The sequence below is a fragment of the Kineococcus deserti genome (genome assembly GCF_050871945.1).
In the GTDB taxonomy this organism is placed as follows: Bacteria; Actinomycetota; Actinomycetes; order Actinomycetales; family Kineococcaceae; genus Kineococcus.
This window is the reverse complement of record NZ_JBJLSI010000003.1, coordinates 76,296-99,321: the sequence shown is the minus strand read 5'-3', so window position 1 is coordinate 99,321 and position 23,026 is coordinate 76,296. Positions and strand designations below refer to the sequence as shown.

Genomic DNA, 23,026 nt, shown 5'->3' with positions numbered 1-23,026 from the left:
ATCGTAGGTCAGCGGTGGGCGTGGAACCGGACGGCGAGCAGCGCGACGTCGTCCCCGCCCGGTCCCCCGGCGTCGGCGAGCAGGGCGTCCAGTCCCGCGGGCAGGTCGCCGCCGGCCAGCCCGCCGGCCGCGACGCGCAGCCGCTCGATGCCGTTGTCGAGGTCGTCGTCGCGCCGTTCGACCAGGCCGTCGGTGTACAGCAGCAGGGTCGAACCGGCCGGGACGTCGACGGTGTGGTCCGAGCGGGTGGTCGGGCCGACGCCCAGCATCAGGTCGGGGGTGGCGTCCAGCACGTGGGCGGTGCCGTCGGCCCGCACGAGCACCGGCGGCGGGTGCCCGGCGTTGGCCCACCGCACGGTCCGCGTCCCGGCGGCCCGGGCCGCGGCGTCCTGCTCGATGCGGGCGACGAGGCAGCTGGCCAGGATCGGGTCGCCGCGCAGGGAGTCGACGACCTGCTCCAGCCGGCCCAGCAGCTCGGCGGGCGGGTCGTCGCGGTCGACGGCCAGGGCGCGCAGCGCGATCCGCAGCTGCCCCATCCCGGCCGCGGCGGTGATGTCGTGGCCGGTGACGTCGCCGATGACCAGCAGCGTCGTGCCGTCGGGCAGCAGGAGCGCGTCGTACCAGTCGCCGCCGACCTGGTCGCCGGCGTGCGCGGGGACGTAGCGGGCGACGACCTCCAGGTCACCGACCTGGGGCAGGTCCGCGGTGAGCATCGAGGTCTGCAGGGTGCGCGCGGTCTCGGTGCGCTCGGCGAGCAGCAGCGCCCGCTGCAGCGCCTGCGTGGTGTAGGAGGCCAGCGCGACGAGCATGGCCCGCCGGTTCGGCGACGGTTCCAGGTCCTCGTGCCAGACCATCGTCAGCAGCCCGACGGTGCGCCCGGCGGCGACCAGCGGGACGGTCGCCAGGTAGTGGACGTCGGCGACGTCCCAGCGGTGCGCCAGTTCCGGGAAGTTCGTGCGCAGGCTGGCGGCGTCGTCGAAGCGCGGCGAGCCCTGCCGCATCGCCAGCGTGCCGGGGCCGGGACCGTCCAGCGGCAGGTCCTGCCACTGCTCCTGCGCGCCGGGGGCGTACTCGCCGGTGAACGGGGTGCGCAGCAGCTGCCGTTCGTGGTCGACGACGGACAACGCGGCGTAGGCCGCCCCGAACCCGTCGCGGGCCGCGTCGACCACGGTGCGGGCCACGTCGGTCACGGTGCGCGTGGCGGTCAGCGCCTCGGACAGCCGCAGCAGCCGGGTCGTGTGCTCCAGCGAGGCGCGCAGCGACGCGGTGAGCCCGTCGCGTTCGACCTCCAGGGCGTGCTCCGCGGTGACGTCGCGGAAGGCGCACAGCACGTGGTCGTCGAGGCGCTGGGCGCGCACGGCGATCCACCGGTCGGTCCCGGGGACGGGGCCGGTCCAGGTGACCAGTGCGCCCTCGGCGCGGGTGCGGCGCAGCTCGTCGTGGAACGCCGAGCCCACCGCGACCGGGAAGACCTCCGACAGCGGCCGGCCGAGGAAGTCCTCGGGGGTCAGCCCGTACATCGCCGCGCCGGCGGCGTTCACGTGGTCGACGCGCCACTCGTGGGCGTCCAGCACGATGATCCCCTCGGAGACCTCTTGCCACGCGCGCAGGAGCAGCGGGTCCACCGCTCCCGCGGACGACATGCCGCCAGGGTAGGGACCGGTGACGTCGCCCGCAGGCGGAACCGGAGGTCAGGCCGGGGTGGCGGCGAAGGTGAACTCGATCGTGCCCGCGTCCTCGACGGAGACGAAGCCCAGGTCAGGGGCCTGGACGCCGTAGTCGGACCAGGTCACGTCGGCCGCGCCGGTGACGGTGACGGCGTCCTGCGCGGTCCGCTCGACCGTCGCCGGGACGGTGACGTCCCGGGTGGTCCCCTTGAGCGTCAGCGTGCCGACGAGCTGGACGGCGATGGTGGAGCCGACGTCGAGACCGCCGAGCGGGACGGGCCGGGTGAGGGCGAAGTCGGCCGTCGGGAACTGCTCGACGTCCATGATGTCCTCGCCGCGGAACTGGTCGTCGCGCCGGCCGGAGTCGGTGGTGACGCTGGCCAGGTCGACCGAGACGGTGCCCTCGGTCAGCTCCCCGCCGGCGACGGCCAGGCCTCCGGTGACCTGGTCGGTGCGCCCGGTGACGGTGACGTCCTGACCGTTGAGGACCTCCGCGACGCGGTACCCGGCGGTCGCGCCGGGGGCGATGGCCCAGGCGCCGTCGAGGGAGGCGTCGGTGGCGGCCTGGCTCGCGGTGGCCGACGGGGTCGCCGCGGCCGTGACCAGCGGCGCGGCCGCGTCCTCGTTCTCGATGCTCGCGTAGATGCGCGGCCCGATGAACGCGGCCACGACGAGCAGGACGACGAGCACCCCAAGGGTGATCCACAGGCCCGTACGGCGGCGGGGGCGGCCGGGGGCCGGCGGGCGGTCGGTCGTGCGCGTGCTGCTCATGGCGGGTCACCTCTGGTGGCTGGGGAACGCGGCCTGCTGCCCCGATCACGGACTGCGCGCGCCCCGGGTTCACCGCGGCGGCCGGCGGCCCCCTGTCGATCAGCTGTCGCTGCCCTGACATCCCGCGCCGGCGCGGGCGCGCGGTGACCTCGCGCGCGTTCACCGGGCACGCGGTGACTGCGCGCTCGAACCCCCTGCTCAGCGCGGCGGGACACCGTTCCGCCCGCCTTCAACTACGACACTGCGTCGTTGCAAACTGTTGCAGCGCAGTCACGGTGCGGTCCGGAGCACCCGCCCCGAGGGCCTACCCTCGATGCGTGCCTTTTGAGCGACTCCGCTTGATGAGCGACTACCTGGCGCCGACCCCGGTGTGGGCCCCCGCCGACCTCGGCGGCTTCGTCCTGAGCACCGAGCACCTGGACGACCTGGGGCTGGACGAGACGCTGCGCACCGGTCTGCTGGGCTGGCAGGCCTACTTCGACGAGCACCACCCCGTGGACCTGTGCGGCTGGGACTCGCCGCTGTCGTGCACGCAGTACGCCAGCGAGGGGTTCCGGCTGCAGTCCGAGCTCACCTACGCCCTGCCGGGCATCCGGTTCGAGCTCGACCTGTGGCCCGTGCGGGCCGTGGACGTCGACGTCCTGCCCCTGTGACCGCAGTGCACGATCACCGTGGTCGTGCACTTCCGGTCAGGCCCCGGCCACCGGCACCTGCCGCTCCAGCAGGTCGGCGGCGGTGACGTCCCGGGGCAGGTGGAGCCCGGGCACGCGCGCCGTGCGCCCGGACCCCGCCCGGTGCCGTCGTCAGTGACGGCCCGCCGCGTCGGCGAACAACCCGTCGGGGTCGTACGCCTGCCGCACCTGCGCCAGCCGGTCCGACGCCCCGCCGTACACCTCCTCGGCGCCGGCGTCGGCGTCCATCCCGGCGAAGTTCACGTACACCCCACCGGTGGAGTACGGGCGCATCGAGTCCCAGCCCGCCCGCACCCAGCCCACCAGCCGGGCGTCCATCGCCGGGTCGGTCCAGTTCCCGTCGATGCTGAGGTTGTACAGCGCCCCGCGGTGCGGGTACGCGCTGTCCGCGGGCGCGACGTCGTCGATCGCCCCGCCCAGCGTCCGCAGGATCGTCAGGCACTGCGGGGTGGGCCGGTCGGCGTCGAGGGCGACGACCGCCTCCACGGCCTCGTCGGGCAGCGCGTCGAGGAAGTGCGACTTCCAGTAGCGGCGCTCGCCGTCGGCGAAGAGGGGGTCGAGCCGTTCCTGCACCGCCGTGTACGGCGCGGTCGCCGTCGCGTCGATGAGCGGTCCACCCAACCCGGCCAGCGGGCCCAGCACCTTGCCGGCCTCGGCGGGGTCGCCCGCGTACAGCCCACCCACGACGACGACCTTCTGCCCGTGCAGCTCCGCAGGGATCGCCGGGGCGGGCGGCACGCTCCACAACCCGTACTCCGGCGACACCTCCCGCGGGGCCGACGCCGTGTAGTCCCGCCACGCGCGCAGCACGTCCCGCGCCTGGTCGTAGGAGTAGAAGACCGTCGCGAGCACCACCTGCGGTCCCAGCGGGTGCAGGTCGAACTCGAAGGACGTCACCACCCCGATCCCGCGGCCCCCGCCGCGCGCGGCCCAGAACAGGTCGGGGTTCTCGGTGGCGCTCGCCGTGCGCACCAGACCGTCGGCGGTGACCACCTCGACCGAGCGCAGGTTGTCGCACGCCAGCCCGAACTTCCGCTGCAGCAGGCCCAGCCCGCCACCGAGGGTGTAGCCGGCGACACCCGTCACGGACACCTCCCCTCCGGGAACCACCAGCCCGAACAGCTGCGTCGCCCGGTCCACGTCGGCCCACCGCGCTCCCGCCTCGACGCGGACGGTGCGCTCGGCCGGGTTCACGTGCACCCCGTGCATCGGGCCCACGTCGATCACCAGCCCGTCGTCGCACAACGCACCGCCGGCCACCTGGTGCCCGCCACCGCGGATGCTCACCGGGGGCCGGAAGCGGCGCGCGACCTCCACGGCCGCCACGACGTCGGCCACCCCCTCGCACCGCGCGAAGACCACCGGGTGACGGTCGACGAACCCGTTCCACACCTGCCGGGCCGGTTCGAAGCCCGGATCGTCACGTCCCAGGACGGCCCCGCGCATCCGCTCGCGCAGCGCCGCCCCCACCTCCTCCCCGAGCCGGTCCGTGGTCGTCGTCGTCTCGCTCGCCATGCCCGCCACCTCCAGGACGTCCGGTTCCGACGGAGGCCGAAGATGGCGCGGCGGCCTCGCACCGTCCTGGCACCGTCCTGGCACCGTCCTGGCACGGGACTCGCGCGGCCGTGTCACGGCGGAGCATCCTGGGCACACCGGAGCGTCGGGGAGGACGCGGTGGCCGAGGACGTCGAGGTCGAGGTGCTGGGACCGGTGCGGCTGCTCGTCGGTGGGCGGCCCGTGCCCGTCCCGGGAGTCCGTCGCCGGGCGGTGCTGGCGGTGCTCGCACTGGCCCGGGGCCGGGCGGTGACCGTGGACCACCTGCTGGACGTGGCCTGGCCCCGCGCGCGGCCGGGCTCGGGACGCCCGGCCGTGCACAACCACGTCTCCCGGCTGCGCGGGCACCTCGGCCCCGCGGCCCGGCGCCTGCAGACCCTCGACGGCGCCTACCGGCTGACGCTGGAGGAGGACGCGCTGGACGCGGCCCGTGCGCGGCGGCTGCTGCGCCGGGCCCGCGCCGGAGCCCGCGCCGACCAGCGGGGCGCCGTCTCGGACCTGCGGGAGGCGCTGGCGTTGTGGCGGGGTCCGGCGCTGGCCGACCTGCAGGACGTGCCGGCGGTGGCGGCCGCCACGGTCGGCCTGGACCGGTTGCGCTGGGAGATCACCGAACTGCTCGTGCACACCGCGCTGGCCTCCGGCGAGGTCGACGGCACGACCGACCTGGCCGCCGAGGCCGTGGAGGCCGATCCGCTGGCCGAACCCGGCGTCCGGCTGCTGGTCGAGACGCTCGCCGTGACCGGCCGGGCCGCCAGCGCCCTGCAGACGGCCCGCGACTACCGGCGCCGGCTGGCCGAGGAGGCCGGCCTGGCGGCCACCGGGGCGCTGGACGAACTGGAACGTGCGGTGGCCGGGGGAACCCTCGGCCCGGGCCGGTGCCCGTGGTGCGGGCGGTGAGGGTCAGCCGGCGGGTGTGGTCTGCGGAGCGGGTGTGGAGGCCTGCGGGGTGGGGGTGGGCTTCGCGGCGGACGGGTCCGGGCCGCAGACCACGCGGTTGTCGGAGTTGTACACCGTCGTCCACGTCTCGCGCTGTTCGGGGCCTCCCGCGACGGGGGTCATGATGCGCGTGACGTCGACGGTGAAACCGGTGTGCGGTGTCGAGTTCGGCGTGCACCCCTCGGAGGTGTCGTAGACGGTCCGCGGGGTCTTGACGTTGCGCCGGCCCGAGGTGACCGACTCCACGTCCATGAACTTCGTCCCGTAGAACGACACGACGACCTGGTTGCCGACGATCCCGGCCTGGATGTAGACGCCGTGGCCGGAGTCGTTGCGGAACCGGTTGTCGATGCTGCGCCAGTCCAGCGTCGCCTCGCGCCCCTCGGGGTAGCGGGAGATGTAGAGCGAGTGGGGTTTGTGCTCCAGCTCGTCGAGGCCGGCGAAGAACACGTTGTTGAACAACGTGGTCGACAACTGCGAGACACCGCCGCCGTAGTCGTCGACGAGGCGTCCGCCGGAGATCACGGGGGCCTTGTTGAAACCCCGTTCGGGCGTGCGCTCGCCGACGGTGTCGTTGAGCGAGAACTCCTCGCCGGGCTGCAGGATCGTGCCGTCGACGTACCCGGCGGCGATCCGGATGTTCTCGGTGCGGTCCGCGTCGGACGTCAGCGTCGTGGCGAAGGTGGAGATCCGCTCGACGATCCCGAGGGAGTTCAGCTCGTCGGTGGTCAGTTCCGGTTGCGACTCGGTCGGTTCCACCTCGGCGCGCCGGGTGGGGTCCTGACCCGTGAGCGCGCCGGTGACGGCGGCGGCCAGGTCGGCGTCGGGGGTGGCGCGGCCGGCGACGGCGGGCACGACCTGCGGCACGTCGCCGACGATCTCGATGCGCGCGTCCTGCGGTGCGGTCTCGAACTGCGGGTCGGCCGCGGCGAGCGCGGTCCGCAACCCGGCGCCGTCGGCGACCAGTTCGGGCTCGCCCTCCACCGGGCGGACAGCGAGCGCCGGGGCGAACGCGGCCGGGGTCAGGGTGGCCTCCCGGCCGCCGCCGGCGACGACGAGGTCCCCGGCGACCGCGGGCCGGGCGATGGCGTCCACGCTCGCCTCGATGCCGGCGGCGTCCACGGTGGGCCGCGCGACGTCGGCCTGCAGGGTGACCGGCTCGCCGGCCAGCCAGCCGCCGGCCACCGCGTCCGCGGCGGCTGCGACGTCGAGGTCGCGGCCGTCGGAGGGGGCGGCCACGGCGGGTTCGACGCTGCCGTCCTCGCGGACGTCGAAGGTGACCGCGCCCTCGACGGGGGCGACGGCCACGGAGTCGGCCAGCGGCTGCAGCGCGCCGCGGAGCGCGGCGTCGTCGCGGGTGACGACGGGGTCGACGGTGTCGCCGCCGGCCAGGTGCCGCCACAGCGCCGCCGGGGACCACGCCGGCCCGGCGAGCTCGTCGGCGGTGGTGGCGGCGTCGACGGACAGACCGGCCTGGTCGGGGACGACCTCCCCGGTGGTGGAGGCTCCGGCCCCGGTGACCTGCAGGGCGACGGGGCGGGACTGGACCTCCTGGGCCGCCCGGTCGACGGCCTGCTCGACGGCGGTGCGGTCCAGGCCGCCGACGTCGACGCCCAGGACGGTCGTGCCGCGCGGGGCCTGTCCGCCGACGGCCAGCGCCGCGGCGCAGTAGCCGCCGGCCACGACGACGGCGCCCAGGCCGATCCAGGTGGTGGGCCGCTTGGTCCAGGGCCGCGGCCGGCGCCCTCCCGTCGGTCGCCCGGTCTCCTGTTGCGCCCGCTGGTTGACCACTGGCCGTTCCCCCGCTTCGAAACTCCCCCGAGTGCGCAGCACGCAGCGTGCCCGCGCACCCACCCTAAGAGTTCGGACACGGCCAGACGCGCCCTTCACGGGACCACCGCGCCGTGTCCATGGATGCGATCTGCACTGGATGCGTTTCGTATCGAGAGCGCGTACGCTGATCACCGTGACCACCACGACGACCGCTGCCCGGGAGCGCACCTCCCGGCGCCGGGAGCAGACGCGCGCGCGGCTGCTCACGGCCGCCCTCGACGTGCTCGGCGAGCAGGGCCTGGCCCGCAGCAGCGTCGAGAGCGTCTGCGAGCGCGCGGGTTTCACCCGCGGCGCCTTCTACTCCAACTTCGCGACGATGGACGACGTCGTCGCCGCGCTCTACACCGACCGGGCCGGTGCGCTGGTCGACCACGTCGAGGAGCGGCTGGCCCACGGCCTGCCCGGCGCCGACCTCGAGCAGGTGGTGGCCCACGTCCTGCAGGTCCTGCCCATCGACCGGCAGTGGCACGCCGTGCGCACCGAGTTCACCGCGCAGGCGCTGCGCAACCCCGAGGCCGCCGCGACGCTGGCCCGGCAGCGCGCCGACCTGCGCCGCCGGCTGGCCCCGGTGCTCGAGCAGGCCCTCGCCCGGGTCGGCCGCCGGCTGACGGTGCCGGCCGACGAACTCGTCCGCGCCGTCGTCACCGCGCACGAGGGCCTGGTCACCCCGCGGCTGCTCGGCGACACCGGCGACGTCGAGGGCTTCGAGGCGCGGGTCGTGACCGCGGTCATCCAGCAGTTCACCGAGGAGGCCGCCCGGTGAGCGTCCTGCAGGCCCGCGGGCTGGAACTGCGCGACCGCGGGCGCACCGTGTTCTCCGGCGTCGACCTCGACGTGGCGGCCGGTTCGACGCTCGTCGTGCGCGGCCACGCCAGCGCCGGCAAGACGTCGCTGCTGCTGACGCTGGCCGGCCGGATGCGGCCCACCGCCGGGACCCTGCGCGTCCTCGGCGAGGACCTGCCCGGGCGCGCCACCGCGGTGCGCCGGCGGGTGGCGCTGGCCGAGGTGCGCGGCGTCAACGAACTCGACGACGCCCTCACCGTCGAGCAGCACGTCGCCGAACGGCTCGTCCTGCACCAGCCCTGGTACCGCCCGTGGGTCTCCGACGCGCAGGTGCAGGCCCGGCTGCGGCGTGTGGAGGAGGCGCTGGAGCGGACGGGCACCGACGTCCCCCGGCTGCGTCCGAAGGAGTTCGTCAGCGACATCGACCCGCTCGAGCGGATGGCGCTGGGGGTCGTGCTCGCCCTCACCGGCCGACCCGAGGTGCTCGTCGTCGACGACGTGGACGCGTTGCGCCGCACCGTGGACCGGCGGCGGGCCTGGAACGCGCTGGCTGCCCTGCAGCAGACCTCGCCGCACCCGCTGACCATCGTCGCCAGCTGCGCGGACACCTCCGACCTGCACTGGCGCACCGACGACGGCCGCATCCTCCTCGACCTCCCCGACCACCAGGACAACTCGTGAAACTCCCCCGCTTCTCCCTCCCCGGCCTGGAACTGGCCCGGTTCCGGCGGGCGACGATCACCAAGCTGGCGATCCTCACCGTCGTGCTCGTCCCGCTGATCTACGGCGGCCTGTACCTGTGGTCGAACACCGACCCGGTGAGCCGGCTGTCGAACCTGCGGGCCGCCGTGGTGAACTCCGACTCCCCCGCGCAGGTCACCGCACCCGACGGTTCGGTGCAGACGGTCTCGGCCGGCTCCGACCTCGTCGACCGGCTCACCGGCCCCGACGCCGACGCGGGGTTCAGCTGGACCGCGGCCAGTGCGCAGGAGGCCGCGGACGGTCTGCGCGACGGGGAGTTCTCCGCCGTCCTGACCGTTCCGGAGGGTTTTTCGCAGGCCCTGGCCTCCACCGGCGGCGACGACCCGCAGCAGGCGCGGCTGACCGTCACCACCGACGACGCGCGCAACTACATCATCGGCCAGGTCGCGAACACCATCGCCACGACGATCCGCACCGACGTCGCCACCGACACCACGACGAACTACCTGGAGAACGTCTACGTCGCGTTCTCCTCCGTCCACGACGCCCTCGGCGAGGCCGCCGACGGGGCCGGGCAGCTGGCCGAGGGCGCCCGGGCGGCCGACGACGGCGCCGACACCCTCGTCCTGGGTCTGGGCGACCTCGGGACCGGTGCGGCGCAGCTGGTCGACGGGACCGGTGCGTTGCGCGCGGGCGCCGACGACCTGGCCGAGGGCACCCGGCAGGTGGCCACCGGCGCCGGCAGCGCCGCCACCGGGGCCGGGACGCTGGCCCAGGGGCTGGACCAGCTGCGGACGGCGACGGCCGGTCTGCCGGGGCAGACGGCCCAGCTGTCGGCCGGTGCGGACGCCGTCGCCGCCGGCGCGGGGCAGGTGGCCGACGGCGCCGGGGCCCTGACCGGGGCCGCCGACCAGCTCCTGCCGGCGCTGGCGGAGACGCAGGGGCTGGCGCCGCTGGTCGAGCAGCTGCTGACCCAGGCCCGCGCCCTGGCCGCCGCGAACCCCGACGACGAGAGCCTGGCCGCCGCGGTCCGCACCCTCGAGCAGGCCCAGCAGGCCCTGGCGGACGGCACGCTGGACACCGCCGCCGCGACCGTGCGGCAGCGGGTCGACGAGCTGTCCACCGGCGCCCGGCAGCTGTCCGAGGGAGCCGACGCCGTCGCCGCCGGTGCCCGGCAGCTGGCCGGTGCCGCCCCCGCCCTGCAGCAGGGCGTCGCCCAGGCCGCCGACGGAGCCGACGCCCTGGCCACCGGCACGCGCGACCTGGCCACCGGCTCGCAGGCCGCCGCCGACGGCGCGGCCGCCCTGGCCACCGGTGCCGCGCAGGTCGACGACGGCGCCACCGCCCTGCTGAACGGCACGACCCAGGCCCGCGACGGTGCTACCCAGCTCGCCGACGGCACCGCGCAGCTGAGCCAGGGGGCCGGCTCGCTGCAGACGCAGCTGGCCGACGGTCAGTCGCAGGTGCCCGACTACGACGACACGGGCGAACGGGCCGCCGTCGCGGCGGCCCCCGTCGTCGCCGAACGGGTGAAGGAGAACGCCGTCGACCGCTACAGCGACGGCCTGGCCCCGCTGTTCGTGCCCGTCGCGCTGTGGGTCGGCGGCATGGTGACGTACATGGTGCTGCGCGCGGTCTCCCAGCGGGCGCTGGCCTCGACGGCCTCCTCGCTGCGCGTCGCGGTCGCCGGCTGGGTGCCCGGCGCCCTGCTCGGGATCGCCCAGGCCGTGGTGCTGTGGCTGGTCCTGCTGCTGGCCGTCGGCATCGAGTCGCCGAACCCGGTGGCCACCGTCGCCTTCGGGGCGCTCGTCGCGGTCGTGTTCACCGCCGTCCACCAGTGCCTGAACGCCCTGCTGGGCGGGGTCGGCCGGCTGGTGGCCCTGGTGCTGCTGGTCCTGCAGCTGACCTCCGCGGGCGGGACCTACCCCGTCGGCACGTCACCGGCCTTCTTCGAGGCCATCCACCCGTTCCTGCCGATGACCTACGCCGCCGACGGCCTGCGCCACCTCGTCGCCGGTGCCTCCGGACCGGTGGGCACGGACGCCGCGGTGCTGGCCGGGTTCGGGGTGCTCGCCCTGGCCGTCACGGTGTTCGCCTGCCACCGCGGCCGCACCTGGACCCTGACCCGGCTGCACCCCTCCCTGTCCCTCTGACCTGTCCCTCCGAGCTGTCCCTCCGACCTGTCCCTCCGAGCCGGCGACCGAGGACCCGACTCCCGGCCGCCTCAGGGCTTCGCCGCGAAGACGTGCAGGCCGAGGTCCGCGCTGAGCTCCTCGCAGGCGATGCGTCCACGCACGCTGGTGCCCTGCGCGTCCAGGGGCGGGCTGATCACCGCTGCGCCCAGCACTCCCGGCGCCGACAGCACGATCCCCCCGGACACGCTGGACTTCGCGGGAACGCCCACGCTGCGCATCCACCGCCCCGAACCGTCGTACACGCCGCAGGTGGCCATGACCGACACCACGTCGCGCGCCACCCGCGGCGGCACGACCTGCTCACCCGAGACGGGGTTGCGGCCCGCGCACGCCAGGGTCGCGCCCATCACGGCGAGCGACCGTGCATCGACCAGCACCGCGCACGCGCGGGCGTAGACCGCGACGGCGTCGTCGGCACCGACGTGCATCGTCCCCTCGGCGCGCATGAGGTGGGCCAGGGCGTGGTTGCGGTCCCCGAGCAGGTGCTCGCTGTGGGCGACGTCCTCGTCGACCTCCAGGTCCCGGGCGGCGAAGGCGGACAACCCGGCCACGATGCGCTCGGTGCGCCCCTCGACGTCGTCTCCCTCGACGAGGGAGGCCGTGAGCAGCGCGCCGGCGTTGACCATGGGGTTCGGTGGGCGCCCGGTGCCGGTCTCGAGCTTGATCGCGTCGAAGGCCTCCCCGGTCGGCTCGATGCCGATCCGGTCCAGCGCGTCCCCGCCCGTGTCGAGCAGGGCCAACGCGAACAGGAACGGTTTGACGGCCGACTGCACGCTGACGGCCACGTCGGCCTGGGCGCTGGTCCGCACGGTGCCGTCGGCCAGCGCCAGCGCCAGCCCGCACAGGTCGGGATCGGCCTGCGCGAGCTGGGGGATGCTGTCGTCCACGCTCCCACCCCGCTCGGCCCGCACACGGCCCCGCAGGTCGTCGAGGTCGTGGACGTGGGCGTCGGTGGAGCCGCTCATGGGCGCATGCTGTCAGCGCCACCCCGTCGCCGCGCGGCCGCAGACACCGGGCGCGACGTGGGGAACCCGGTGGCCGAGGTGTGGGACGGTCCCGCGCGGGGCACGATCTGGGCATGAGCAGCGACGTGTCCGAGGCCCGGGCCGATGGTGACGGCGAGCGGGCCCCGGACCTCGACGACGTCGTCGAGGAGGCGCCCGGATCGTCCGAGACCGAGGCGCCCGCGCTGCTGGCCGGCCTCGGGGCGGAGGCCGCGCAGACGTGGCGCGAGGGGTACCCCTACGACACCAAGATGACCCGCAAGGAGTACGAGGGGCTCAAGCGGGGCCTGCAGGTCGAACTGCTGAAGATGCAGAACTGGGTGAAGCAGCACGACGAGAAGGTGCTGCTGGTCTTCGAGGGCCGCGACGCCGCGGGCAAGGGCGGCACCATCAAGCGCTTCACCGAGAACCTCAACCCCCGTGGCGCGCGGGTCGTCGCCCTGGACAAGCCCAGCGACCGCGAACGGAGCCAGTGGTACTTCCAGCGCTACGTGCAGCACCTGCCCAGCGGCGGTGAGATCGTCCTGTTCGACCGCTCCTGGTACAACCGCGCCGGCGTCGAACGCGTCATGGGTTTCGCCACACCGCTGGAGTACCTGGAGTTCATGCGCCAGGTCCCGGACCTGGAGCGGATGTGGGTGCGCAGCGGCATCCGGCTGGTGAAGATGTGGTTCTCGGTCTCCGCCGCCGAGCAGCGGACCCGGTTCGCGCTGCGCGCGGGCGACCCGGTGCGCCGCTGGAAGTTGTCACCCATGGACCTGGAGTCCCTGGACCGCTGGGACGACTACACCGAGGCCAAGGAGGCGATGTTCTTCTACACCGACACCGCCGACGCCCCGTGGACGACGATCCGCAGCAACGACAAGAAGCGGGCCCGCATCGAGGCGATGCGCCACGTGCTCTCCCAGTTGCCCTACGACGACAAGGATCCCGACGTCGTCGGGACCCCGGACCCGCTGATCGTCGGACTGGGTCCGGCGGCGCCGATGTTCGAGCAGGGCGAGAACCCGGGCCACGTCTTCCCGTCGCTGCGCGAGAAGTCGCCCGACGCCTGAGCTCAGGCGCGGGGGGTGAGCTGCTTGGGCAGGCACACGTTCCCGCGCTCCTGCGCCGGGGTGGTGGCGAACATGCTGTCGCACCAGGCGTGGACGTCGTCGGCGTCGGCGAACGGGCCGGCGGCCAGCGTCACCCAGTAGGGGTTGCCGCGGGCGTCGAGCAGCCCCTCACCGAAGTCGGTGGTCCGCAGGACGAAGACGTCGCCGCCCGCGACGCCGGAGGCGATCTGCCGGCTCTGGGCCAGGATGTCCGTGGCGTAGAAGGTGCTGCTGCCGTTGGCCGCCGTCTGCACCGGGTCGGTCGTGCCCACGCTCTTGGCGGCCAGCTGGGCCACCCACTGCCCGGCCACCGGGTGCGCCTCCAGACCCTGCCGGCGCAGCGCCTCCAGCTCGGCCGTGGCGGCGGCGTCGGCCGCGGCGGTGCCCCCCGCCGCCGCTCCACCCGCCGCCGGGACCGCCCCGGACGCGACGACGGTCGTCCCGGGGCCGTTCGCGGTGGCCGCCCCGGTCACCGCACCGCCGGACGAGCCGATGGTGCGGGCCGCGAGGAGCCCGAGCAGGACGAGCAGGACGGCGGCCAGGACGGCCGCGGTCAGGTGCAGTCCGTGCAGCCCGTGCAGCGGACGAGGTGGCGAGGTCACCACCGGGGGTGCGGGCCGGGCGGTGCGGGTGACCGTGTCAGCCCGGTCGTCCGCGGAACCCGCGGAGTGCCCGGGGTCCGCGCGGAACCCCCACCACGGCGCTCCGGACACCTCGACCTCCCGCCTCCGCCGGTGCGGCCTTCGCACCCCGAGCCGCGGAGCCTCCGACGCCTGGCGCGCCGGCGGGGTTCCGCCTGCTGGTCCCAGCATCGCTCAGTTCCACTCCACGGGTCGCGGCGAGCGGGCGGGGCGGTCAGCCGGCGAAGACCTGGGTCACGAAGGGCCCGGACGCGCTGGCGACCTCGGCCACGCCGATGGCCCGCAGCCGGCAGTCGAGGATGTTGGCCCGGTGACCGGGGCTGGCCAGCCAGGCGTCGACGACGGAGCCGGCGTCGTAGCCGTAGGCGATGTTCTCGGCCGTGCGCACCGGGTGGACGCCCTCGGCGGCCAGCCGGGTCCGCGGCGAGCTGCCGTCGGCGCCGGTGTGGGTCATCCGGCCGGTGGCGGCCATCTCGTGGGTGTGCCGGTCGGCGGCCGCGGTCAGCGCCGGGTCCAGGAACAGGGGCGCGCAGCCGGCGGCGGCGCGGGCGGCGTTGGTGCGGTCCAGGACCTCGGCCTCGAACTGCTCGAGCGGGGTGGAGGTGGGGGTGATCTCGTCGGCGGCCGCGGGACCGGCCAGGGCGAGCACGGTGAGCGCGGCCGTCGCCGTGGCCGAGGCGGCCAGGGTGATCGTCCGGAGGGGGCGCCGGGGGAGCGTCGTCATGGGCCGCACTCAACCAGTCGGGACGCGTTACCGGATCCAGGTGTGAGATGAACCACACTTTCCGTGTCTGATCCGTGACACGGAGTGATCCCCCTAAGAAGGATGAGACGCGACGGCGACCGTTCCGGTTCCCGGTCGACCCGGACGACCCGGACGACCGCCGTGCACGACGACCCGCCCCTTGCCGCCCCGCTTCGCCGCGTACATCGCCTCGTCGGCGTCGCGCAGCAGCTGCTCGGCCGGGGCCTCCCCGGCGCACCACCGGACGCCGATGCTCGCACCGACGGCGGCCTGGTGACCGCGCACGGCGATCGGCTCGCGCAGCGCCTCCAGCACCCGCTCGCCGATGCCGACGAGGTCAGCCTCCCCCGACGTCCCGGGGCACACGACGGCGAACTCGTCACCCCCGAGCCGCGCCACCGTGTCGCCCGGGCGCACGCAGGCGGACAGCATCCGGGCGACCTGCACCAGCAGGTCGTCGCCGGCGGCGTGCCCGGCGACGTCGTTGACGGCCTTGAACCCGTCGAGGTCGACGTACAGCAGCCCGACGTGCCCGGTCCCCCGCTGCGCCGCCGCGACGGCGTGCTCGAGCCGGTCGAGGAACAGCGTGCGGTTCGGCAGCCCGGTCAGCGGGTCGTGCAGCGCCCGGTGCTGCAGTTCCGCCTGCGCCGCACGGCGTTCGGTGACGTCCTCGACCAGCAGCAGCAGGCTGACGTCGCCGCCGTGGGGCCGCACGAGCGTCGCGGTCACCTCGGCGTCCACCGTCCGGCCGTCGGCGGCGCGGAACTGCAGGTCGACGCGCTGTTCACGGCGCCCGCCGAGGACCTCGGCGAACAGCTCGTCGAACGGCTCGCCCCCCAACGCCAGCGTGGTGAACTCGGCTCCCAGCAGCTCCGGCTCCGAGCGCCCCGTGAAGCGGCACAGCGACCGGTTGACCCGCACCATCCGCCCGGCGTCGGCACCGGTGGTGGCCACCAGCGCGATCCCGACGGGCGCCGTCTGCAGCGCGGCCCGGAACAGCGCCTCGGAGTTCTCCAGCTCCGAGACGTCGGTGGCCACGCCGATCCAGCCGAGGAGCTCACCGGACCCGCTGCGCAGGGGCGAGGTGGTCAGGCTGACGGGCAGCGTGCTGCCGTCGCGGCGCACGTAGGTGAACCGGCCGGTCCTGGGGTCGTCGGTGTCCGCCGCGGCGAACACCGCGCGCAGGTCGTCCACGCCGAGCGCGTCGGCCAGGGCCCGCACCTCGGCCGGGTCGTGGACGCGCATCCCGTCGGTGCCGACGACCTCCTCGGCCGTCCAGCCCAGCATCCGCTGCGCACCCTCGCTGAAGACGGTGATCCGGCCGCGGGTGTCGACGGCGATGATCGAGTGCTCGGTCGCGCCGTGCAGGACGTTGCTCAGCAGCTCGTGCGCCTGCGCCACACGGGCGCTGGCCGCGCGGACCTCGGTGACGTCGTGGAAGGCGGCGACGGCACCCCCGCTCCACACCGCGCCACGCTCGCGCGGCAGCGGGTGGGCGCTGACGTTGACCAGCACGCCGTCGGGAACGCTCGGCGTGCGCAGCCGCAGGTCGACGCCTTCGACCGGCTCCCCGGCGAGGGCCCGCACGACCGGCAGCTCGGCGCCGGCGAAACGGGTGCCGTCGGGGTGCGAGAAGTCCATGTCCACGTCCCAGTCCCGGCGCTCGGCGCGCGGGCCGCCGAGCAGCGCGTCGGCGGCGGGGTTGCGCAGCAGCGAGTTCCCGTCGCGGTCGAAGACGCAGACGGCGTCGGAGATGGACGCGAAGACCGCGCTCAGCAGGTCGGCCTGCTCGGCGGCGGCGCGCGCGCCGTCGACGCCCTCGTCGCGGTACAGGGCCAGGACCAGGGCGAGGAAGCCCAGGGTGCCGATGAACGCCTCGGCGCACATGGCCTGCAGGTCGGGGCCCAGCCGCGTCCACGGTCCGTGCCCGGCCCAGGTGGCGGCCACGACGACGGCGGCCGCCAGGACGACGTGCACCGTGGCCGCCGTCGTCGTGCGGCGCAGGGCGACCCACACGGCCACCGGGAGCACGAGGAAGGCCACGGCTGCGGCGTCGACGATCCAGAAGGCGAGGCCGTAGGAGGCCAGGAAGGTCGCGAACAGGGCGATCCGCTCGGCCTGCGAGCAGGCGCTCCCCGGTGCGTCGGGGCGCCGTTCGGCCGAACGCAGGACGACCGCCAGCACCACGAACGTCGACACGGTCGTCCGCAGCGCCCACTGGGTGGTCGCCAGCGCCGTGGCGACGTCGTCCACCACCGCGAAGGCCACCGCCGCCAGGGGGGTGGACGCCAGGGCGCCGGCCAGCGAGGACAGTGCGAGCGACCGGACGTGCGCGATGCGCGCGAGCCGGAACCCGGACGGCTGCAGCACCCGGTACGTCCACGCCCCGGCGAAGGCCTGGGTCAGTGCGGCGAGGGCCAGCAGGCAGGACTCGACCAGGGACATCTGCGTGACGACGCGCAGGCCGGCGGTCACCAGGAACAGCAGCACAGCGTCGAGCAGGCGACCGCGCCGGCCCGGCGAGCCGGCGATCCACAGCAGACCGACGGCCGAGGCCGGCCAGAGGATGGCCAGGTGCGCGCCATCGGCCTGGGCACTGCGGCCGACGAGGGTCGCGACCGCGAACACCAGGCAGAGGACCAGGCTGCGACGCCAGGCGCCTCGCAGCAGCGCGGGTTCGCCGGGTGCCCCGACGAGGCGCCGCCCGTCGGGCGACGGCTCGGACGGCTGGCCGGAGAACACCTGGAACACCCCTCCCGACGACGGACCTGGGGTGCGCCGGAGCTGGACGCACCACAGGTCACATCGGCCGTGCGGGTGAACTCCTTGAGGTCAGCCCTTCGAGCTGAAGGCCGCGTCGAACGCGGCGGCCGGCGGCTGGAAGAGCTCGCCGAGCCCCCGCACGAACGCCAGGGCGTCGGGCGCGCCGCGCAGGCGGTCGATGCCGGCGTCCTCCCACTCGACGCTGGTCGGACCGGCGTAGCCGATGTTGTTCAGCTCGCGGAAGATCAGCTCCCACGGCACGTCGCCGTGCCCGACGGAGGTGAAGTCCCAGCCGCGCCGCGAGTCCGCCCAGGGCAGGTGCGAGCCGAGACGGCCGTTGCGGCCGTCGAGCTGCTTGCGGGAGTCCTTGCAGTGCACGTGGTAGATGCGGTCGGCGAAGTCGCGCAGGAACGGCACCGGGTCCAGGTCCTGCCACACGAAGTGCGAGGGGTCGAAGTTCAGCCCGAACGCCTCGCGGTGGCCGATGGCCTCCATCGTGCGCTTGGTCGTCCAGTAGTCGTAGGCGATCTCGGACGGGTGCACCTCGAGCGCGAACTTCACGCCGACCTCGTCGAAGACGTCCATGATCGGGTTCCAGCGGTCGGCGAAGTCCTGGTACCCGGCCTCGACCATCGAGTCGGGGGTGGGGGGGAACATCGCGACGGTGTGCCAGATGGAGGAGCCGGTGAACCCGGTGACGGTCTTGACGCCGAGCCTGGCCGCGGTGCGGGCGGTGTCCTTGACGTACTCCGCCGCGCGCTGACGGACCCCCTCGGGGTCGCCGTCGCCCCACACGTCGACCGAGACGATGTCCTGGTGGCGCTGGTCGATCAGGTCGCAGACGGCCTGGCCGGACAGGTGGGCCGAGATGGTCCACACCTTCAGGCCGTACTTGTCCAGGACGGCCTTCTTCTCGGCGATGTAGTCGTCGTCCCTCGCGCCGCGGGTGGAGTCGATGTGGTCGCCCCAGCTCGCGATCTCCAGGCCGTCGAAGCCCCACTCCGAGGCGAGGCGGCAGACCTCCTCGAAGGGCAGGTCGGCCCACTGGCCGGTGAACAGCGTCACCGGGCGGGGGGTCTTCAGCGGTTCAGCCACGTTCTCGCTCCTCAGATGCTGGTGTAGGCGGAGTTGTTCTCGGCGCTGCGCTGCACCGCGTCCAGGACCTGCTGGACCTGCAGGCCGTCGGCGAAGCTCGGGCTGGGGTCGCGCTCGTCGACGATGGCGCCCAGGAACTCCTGCAGCTCGTGGACGAACGGGTGGTCGTAGCCCAGGCCGTGCCCGGCCGGCCACCAGTTCGCCACCCCGGGGTGCTCCGGCTCGGTGGCCAGGATGCGGCGGAAGCCGTTCTCGGCGTCCGGCAGCGTGCCGTCGAAGAAGTGCAGCTCGTTCATCGACTCGAAGTCGAACGCGATCGAGCCCTTGGAGCCGTTGACCTCGATCCTCATGCCGTTCTTGCGGCCCAGAGCCATGCGGGTCGCCTCGAACGTCATGAGCGCCCCGCCGTCGCCGCGGCCGAAGAACACCGCGGCGTCGTCGACGGTGACCTCGCCGAACTCGGTCGAGGCTTCCGCGCCCAGGCCGGTGTTCGCGCCGGTGCGGGCGGCCTCGAGCGGACGCTTCTTGACGAACGTCTCGACGGTGCCGGAGACGCCGGTCAGCCTCTGGCCGGTGATGAACTGCGCGGCGTCGATGATGTGCGAGCCGATGTCGCCCAGCGCGCCGGCGCCGGAGCGGTCCTTCTGCAGGCGCCAGGTCAGCGGGAAGCTCGGGTCGACGATCCAGTCCTGCAGGTAGACCGCGCGGACCTGGCGGACCTCCCCGAGGCGGCCGGCGTCGACGAGCTGCTTGGCCAGCCCCAGCGCGGGGACCTGGCGGTAGTTGAAGGCCACCATCGACCGCACGCCCCTGGCGGCGGCGGCCTGGGCCGCCTCGGTCATCCGCTGCGCCTCCTCGACCGTCTTGGCCAGCGGCTTCTCGCAGATGACGTGCTTGCCGGCCTCCAGGGCCGCGATGGCGATCTCGGCGTGCGAGTCGCCCGGGGTGAGGATGTCGACGATCTGGACGTCGTCGCGCTCGATGAGCGTGCGCCAGTCGTCGACGCCCTCGTCCCAGCCGAACTGGGTCGCCGCGGCCTGCGCGCGGGAGGCGTCCCGGCCGGCGAGGGCGACGCGCCTGGTGCGCCAGCGGGGGTTGCCGACGTGGTCGACGCTGCGCCACGCGTGCGAGTGCACCGCACCCATGAAGGAGTGGCCGACGACGGCGACTCCGAACTCCGGTCGATCGGTGGACATGCGGGTGTTCCTCCCGGGGGGACGTCGTCGTCGTGCGTTCGGCGAGATGCTACTGACCGCGGCAGCCGGGAGAAGTGCCCGGGTGGGCCTGCGGCCACGGGTGCGGGACCAGGTGCCGGACGGCCGCGCCGGGTGCCCGGCGGAGCGGTCCCGCTCACCGGCCGGCCGACGTCCGGGGGCAGGACGGGCCGGGGCGTCAGGCGGGGCCGCCGGTACGGTGAGCGACGATGGAGGCACACGAGCACCCGACGGCCCACGACCTGGCGATGCAGTGGTCCGCCGGCGGCCGCGACACCGAACTCGTCGAGCTGATCACGCTGCTGCGCCGGGCGGCGACCGCCGTCACCGCCGAGCCGGACCGCTTCCTCGCCTCCCACGGCCTGTCCCGCGGTCAGTTCGACGTGCTCGCCGCCCTGTACCGCTCCGGCGCCGACCAGCGCCTCACCCAGGCCGAGCTGGCCGACCGGATGATGGTCACCCCGGCCGGCATGAAGAAGCGGCTGGACGGGCTGTTCGAACGGGGCATCATCACCCGCTCCGCCGACGAGGCCGACGCCCGGCGACAGCTGATCGCCCTCACCGCGAGCGGCCTGCACACCGTCGAGGCCGTGCTCGACGGGTTCTTCGCCGCCGAGCGCGCCGCCGTGGAGCACCTCTCCCCCGCGGACCGGCGCACCCTGACGCGCGTGCTGCGTCGCCTGGTGCGCGAGTCCCGCTGACCCCGGCCGGGCCGGGCCACCCGGCGGTCTCGTCCGGAGGGTTGTCACCTCAGGGTTAACCCGGTAAATTGTTTTGCGACAGCTGCACACGGCGACGACGGACGGTCGACGGCTCGCGGCGTCGTCCGAGCTCGCCGTGGAGCGCACAGGCTCGCACCGTCGACGGCGACCCGACCGCCCGGCTCCGTCCCACCCTCTCAGCACCGGAGACGACGATGCCCCCACTGCACGAGATCGCCCACCTCTCGCACCTGGAACTCCTCACCCCCCGGCCCGAGGAGAGCCTGGAGTTCTTCACCGGCTACCTGGGACTGACCCGGACCGGCGCCGAAGGCGACTCGGTCTTCCTGCACGCCTGGGACGACTACGAGCGGACCACCGTCAAACTCACCGCGCACAGCACCTCGGGGATCGGCCGCACCAACCTGCGCGCCGCCGGCCCGGAAGCCCTGGACCGGCTGGTGTCCCGGATCGAGGCCACCGGCCGGGGTCTGGGCTGGCGGGACGGCGACCCCGGTTACGGGCCCACCTACGTCTTCACCGAACCGGACGGCCACGAGATGGGCGTCTACCACGAGTCCGAGCGCTACGTCCCGCCGTCCGGGCTGGTTCCCGCGCTGAAGAACCAGGCGCAGGCCCGTCCCGCGCACGGCGTCCCGGTGCGCCGCCTGGACCACGTCAACTACCTGGGAGCCGAGGTGGTCCCCAACCGGGACTACGCCCGCGACACGCTGGGCGCGCTGGTCACCGAGCAGATCGTCCTGGACGACGGGAACGTCGCCGGGAGCTGGACGACCTTCACGAACAAGGGCTACGACGCGGTGTGGACGCGCGACTGGACCGGTTCCAGCGGGCGCCTGCACCACATCGCGTTCGCCACCGACACCCGCGAGGACATCCTGCGGGCAGCCGACCTCGCCCTCGACCACGACGTCTTCATCGAGACCGGCCCGCACAAGCACGCCATCCAGCAGACGTTCTTCCTCTACGTCTACGAACCCGGCGGCAACCGCATCGAGTTGTGCAACGCCGGGGCGCGCCTGGTGCTCGCCCCGGACTGGGAACCGGTGAACTGGACCGAGGCCGAGCGTGCCAGGGGCCAGGCGTGGGGGCTGAAGACCATCGAGTCCTTCCACACGCACGGGACCCCGCCCGTTCCCGACACCGCGGCCGCCGCGGTGGACCGCGACCTCGCGGACAGCCGGGTCCGGTGAGGTTCCGCCACCACGCGGCCGGCGACCCGCGAGCGTCCTGAACCGCACACCCCTGGAGCACCGACCGCATCGAAGGAGATGCCATGACGACGACGACGTCCGACCAGCAGCACGAGCTCCACGTCCGGAAGCGACGGAACCTCACCTGGGTCGTCGCCCTGGGGTTCTTCGGCCTCGTCTTCGACGGTTACGACCTCGTGGTCTACGGGACCGTCCTTCCCGGGTTCCTGTCCGACCCCAGCCGGATCGGCCCCCTCACCCCTGCGCAGGGCGGCGTCCTCGGCAGCTACGCCCTCGTCGGCGTCCTCGTCGGCGCGTTGCTCACCGGCACGGTCAGCGACGTCCTCGGACGTCGCCGGCTGATGCTGCTCGCCTACGCCTGGTTCGCGGCGGCGATGGGTTTCACGGCCCTCGCCGGCAGCGCGACGACGCTCGGGATCGGGCGTTTCGCCGCCGGGCTCGGCATCGGCGCCCTGCTGGCGACCACCGGCGCACTGGTCGCCGAGTACGCCCCGCCGGGACGCAAGAACCTGTTCAACGCCCTGACGTACTCGGGCATCGCGTTCGGCAGCACCCTCTCGGCCCTCCTGGCCATCCTGCTGCTCGACAGCATCGGGTGGCGCGGGATGTTCCTCCTCGGCGCCCTGCCCCTGGTGACGTTGTTCCCGCTGGCCGTGGTCAAGCTGCCCGAGTCCGCGGCGTGGTTGCAGGCGCGCGGGCGGCACGAGGAGGCCGAGGCGCTGGCCGCTCGCACCGGCATCGTCCTCACGGACGACCAGGCGGCGTCGGCAGCGGGTCAGGAGGAGACCACCGGCACCGGGCGGAGCGGTTTCGCCGGTCTCTTCTCGGGCGGGAACGCCGCCCCGGCGCTGCTCCTGGGGTTCACCAGCGTGTGCTGCCTGCTGCTGGTCTACGCGCTGAACACGTGGCTGCCCGAACTCATGGGGCGGGCCGGGTTCTCCACGAAGGGTTCCCTGTCGTTCCTCCTGGTGCTCAACGGCAGTGCCGTGGTGGGGCAGCTGATCGGCTCCCGCCTGGCCGACCGCTTCGGTCCGAAACCGGTCGTGGCGACCGCCTTCCTGCTGGGGGCGGTGGCGATCGGGCTGCTCACCGTGCAGGCTCCGCTCGGTGTGCTGCTGCTCTTCGTCGCGGTGGCCGGGGTGGGTACCAGCGGCACCCAGACGCTCATCTACGGGTTCGTGGCCAACCACTTCCGCACCACGGTGCGCGGGGCCGCCGTGGCGTGGTGCGCCGGGTTCGGCCGCCTCGGTGGCATCGGCGGTCCGCTCCTGGGTGGTCTGCTCATCGGCGCCGGGCTCGCCCTGAACTCCACCTTCTTCGTCCTGGCTGCGCTGGCCCTCGTGGGGAGCGTCCTCACCCTGCTGGTGCCGCGGACGGTGCGGGGCGGGCGGTGAGGGGCAC

Annotated in this window: 19 protein-coding genes; 9 read left to right on the top strand and 10 right to left on the bottom strand. The window is 74.3% G+C overall.

The annotated features are described in order from the left end of the window. Positions 1–8: 8 nt before the first annotated feature. Both ACRYR2_RS03625 and ACRYR2_RS03620 read right to left on the bottom strand, forming a co-directional pair. Complete coding sequence (locus ACRYR2_RS03625) at positions 9–1,643, bottom strand: PP2C family protein-serine/threonine phosphatase (protein WP_432561465.1); 1,635 nt, start codon at positions 1,641–1,643, stop codon at positions 9–11. Between the two features lie 48 nt (positions 1,644–1,691). Next, on the bottom strand, positions 1,692–2,438 hold the full coding sequence (locus ACRYR2_RS03620) for a YceI family protein (RefSeq protein WP_432561464.1): 747 nt from the start codon (positions 2,436–2,438) through the stop codon (positions 1,692–1,694). 341 nt (positions 2,439–2,779) lie between these two features. Between ACRYR2_RS03620 and ACRYR2_RS03615 the strand changes: the two genes are divergently transcribed. Then, entirely contained in the window at positions 2,780–3,091 is a 312-nt protein-coding gene (locus tag ACRYR2_RS03615; RefSeq protein ID WP_432561463.1) for a hypothetical protein, read from the top strand. A gap of 150 nt (positions 3,092–3,241) precedes the next feature. On the opposite strand, the gene ACRYR2_RS03610 is transcribed toward ACRYR2_RS03615, so the two are convergent. Continuing rightward, positions 3,242–4,645, bottom strand: a complete 1,404-nt coding sequence (locus ACRYR2_RS03610; RefSeq protein ID WP_432561462.1) for an FAD-binding oxidoreductase — start codon at positions 4,643–4,645, stop codon at positions 3,242–3,244. 159 nt (positions 4,646–4,804) lie between these two features. Here ACRYR2_RS03610 and ACRYR2_RS03605 point away from each other — a divergent pair, with 159 nt between their 5' ends. Beyond that, a complete protein-coding gene (locus ACRYR2_RS03605; RefSeq protein ID WP_432561461.1) occupies positions 4,805–5,581 on the top strand; it encodes an AfsR/SARP family transcriptional regulator in 777 nt (258 codons plus the stop codon). A gap of 3 nt (positions 5,582–5,584) precedes the next feature. Here ACRYR2_RS03605 and ACRYR2_RS03600 read toward each other — a convergent pair whose 3' ends face one another. Then, positions 5,585–7,411, bottom strand: coding sequence for a VanW family protein (locus ACRYR2_RS03600; RefSeq protein ID WP_432561460.1), 1,827 nt, complete (start codon positions 7,409–7,411; stop codon positions 5,585–5,587). A gap of 175 nt (positions 7,412–7,586) precedes the next feature. Between ACRYR2_RS03600 and ACRYR2_RS03595 the strand changes: the two genes are divergently transcribed. Genes ACRYR2_RS03595 through ACRYR2_RS03585 form a run of 3 tightly spaced genes read left to right on the top strand, consistent with a single transcriptional unit; the run spans position 7,587 to position 11,091 of the window. Further along, the gene (locus ACRYR2_RS03595; protein WP_432561459.1) at positions 7,587–8,216 is read left to right on the top strand and encodes a TetR/AcrR family transcriptional regulator; all 630 of its coding nucleotides are present in this window, start codon (positions 7,587–7,589) and stop codon (positions 8,214–8,216) included. Continuing rightward, positions 8,213–8,917 carry an ABC transporter ATP-binding protein gene (locus ACRYR2_RS03590; protein ID WP_432561458.1) on the top strand — a complete coding sequence of 235 codons (705 nt, stop codon included), beginning with the start codon at positions 8,213–8,215 and terminating at the stop codon, positions 8,915–8,917. The genes ACRYR2_RS03595 and ACRYR2_RS03590 overlap by 4 nt, the downstream gene beginning before the upstream one ends. Then, positions 8,914–11,091: a YhgE/Pip family protein gene (locus ACRYR2_RS03585; protein ID WP_432561457.1), complete on the top strand. Its 2,178-nt coding sequence runs from the start codon at positions 8,914–8,916 to the stop codon at positions 11,089–11,091. Before ACRYR2_RS03590 ends, ACRYR2_RS03585 begins: the two co-directional genes overlap by 4 nt. A gap of 71 nt (positions 11,092–11,162) precedes the next feature. On the opposite strand, the gene glsA is transcribed toward ACRYR2_RS03585, so the two are convergent. Next, positions 11,163–12,098 (bottom strand): glutaminase A, encoded by a 936-nt coding sequence (gene glsA, locus ACRYR2_RS03580; protein WP_432561456.1) that lies wholly within the window; start codon positions 12,096–12,098, stop codon positions 11,163–11,165. Positions 12,099–12,211: 113 nt separating this feature from the next. Here glsA and ppk2 point away from each other — a divergent pair, with 113 nt between their 5' ends. After that, positions 12,212–13,192, top strand: coding sequence for a polyphosphate kinase 2 (gene ppk2 / locus ACRYR2_RS03575; protein ID WP_432561455.1), 981 nt, complete (start codon positions 12,212–12,214; stop codon positions 13,190–13,192). Between the two features lie 2 nt (positions 13,193–13,194). Here the strand turns inward: ppk2 and ACRYR2_RS03570 are convergent, their stop codons facing one another. The 5 genes from ACRYR2_RS03570 to ACRYR2_RS03550 all read right to left on the bottom strand — a co-directional run bounded on the left by ACRYR2_RS03570 (position 13,195) and on the right by ACRYR2_RS03550 (position 19,671). Beyond that, entirely contained in the window at positions 13,195–13,944 is a 750-nt protein-coding gene (locus ACRYR2_RS03570; protein ID WP_432561454.1) for a hypothetical protein, read from the bottom strand. 142 nt (positions 13,945–14,086) lie between these two features. Further along, positions 14,087–14,596, bottom strand: coding sequence for a CAP domain-containing protein (locus tag ACRYR2_RS03565; RefSeq protein ID WP_432561453.1), 510 nt, complete (start codon positions 14,594–14,596; stop codon positions 14,087–14,089). A 93-nt stretch (positions 14,597–14,689) separates the two neighbouring features. After that, positions 14,690–17,359: a diguanylate cyclase domain-containing protein gene (locus tag ACRYR2_RS03560; protein ID WP_432561452.1), complete on the bottom strand. Its 2,670-nt coding sequence runs from the start codon at positions 17,357–17,359 to the stop codon at positions 14,690–14,692. 90 nt (positions 17,360–17,449) lie between these two features. Then, positions 17,450–18,475, bottom strand: a complete 1,026-nt coding sequence (locus ACRYR2_RS03555) for a sugar phosphate isomerase/epimerase family protein (RefSeq protein ID WP_432561451.1) — start codon at positions 18,473–18,475, stop codon at positions 17,450–17,452. 11 nt (positions 18,476–18,486) lie between these two features. Continuing rightward, complete coding sequence (locus tag ACRYR2_RS03550; RefSeq protein ID WP_432561450.1) at positions 18,487–19,671, bottom strand: Gfo/Idh/MocA family protein; 1,185 nt, start codon at positions 19,669–19,671, stop codon at positions 18,487–18,489. Between the two features lie 227 nt (positions 19,672–19,898). On the opposite strand from ACRYR2_RS03550, the gene ACRYR2_RS03545 reads away from it, so the two are divergent. The 3 genes from ACRYR2_RS03545 to ACRYR2_RS03535 all read left to right on the top strand — a co-directional run bounded on the left by ACRYR2_RS03545 (position 19,899) and on the right by ACRYR2_RS03535 (position 23,019). Beyond that, positions 19,899–20,390 (top strand): MarR family winged helix-turn-helix transcriptional regulator, encoded by a 492-nt coding sequence (locus ACRYR2_RS03545; RefSeq protein WP_432561449.1) that lies wholly within the window; start codon positions 19,899–19,901, stop codon positions 20,388–20,390. Between the two features lie 215 nt (positions 20,391–20,605). After that, on the top strand, positions 20,606–21,604 hold the full coding sequence (locus ACRYR2_RS03540) for a VOC family protein (RefSeq protein WP_432561448.1): 999 nt from the start codon (positions 20,606–20,608) through the stop codon (positions 21,602–21,604). An 83-nt stretch (positions 21,605–21,687) separates the two neighbouring features. Then, positions 21,688–23,019 (top strand): MFS transporter, encoded by a 1,332-nt coding sequence (locus ACRYR2_RS03535; protein WP_432561447.1) that lies wholly within the window; start codon positions 21,688–21,690, stop codon positions 23,017–23,019. The last annotated feature ends 7 nt before the right edge of the window (positions 23,020–23,026 follow it).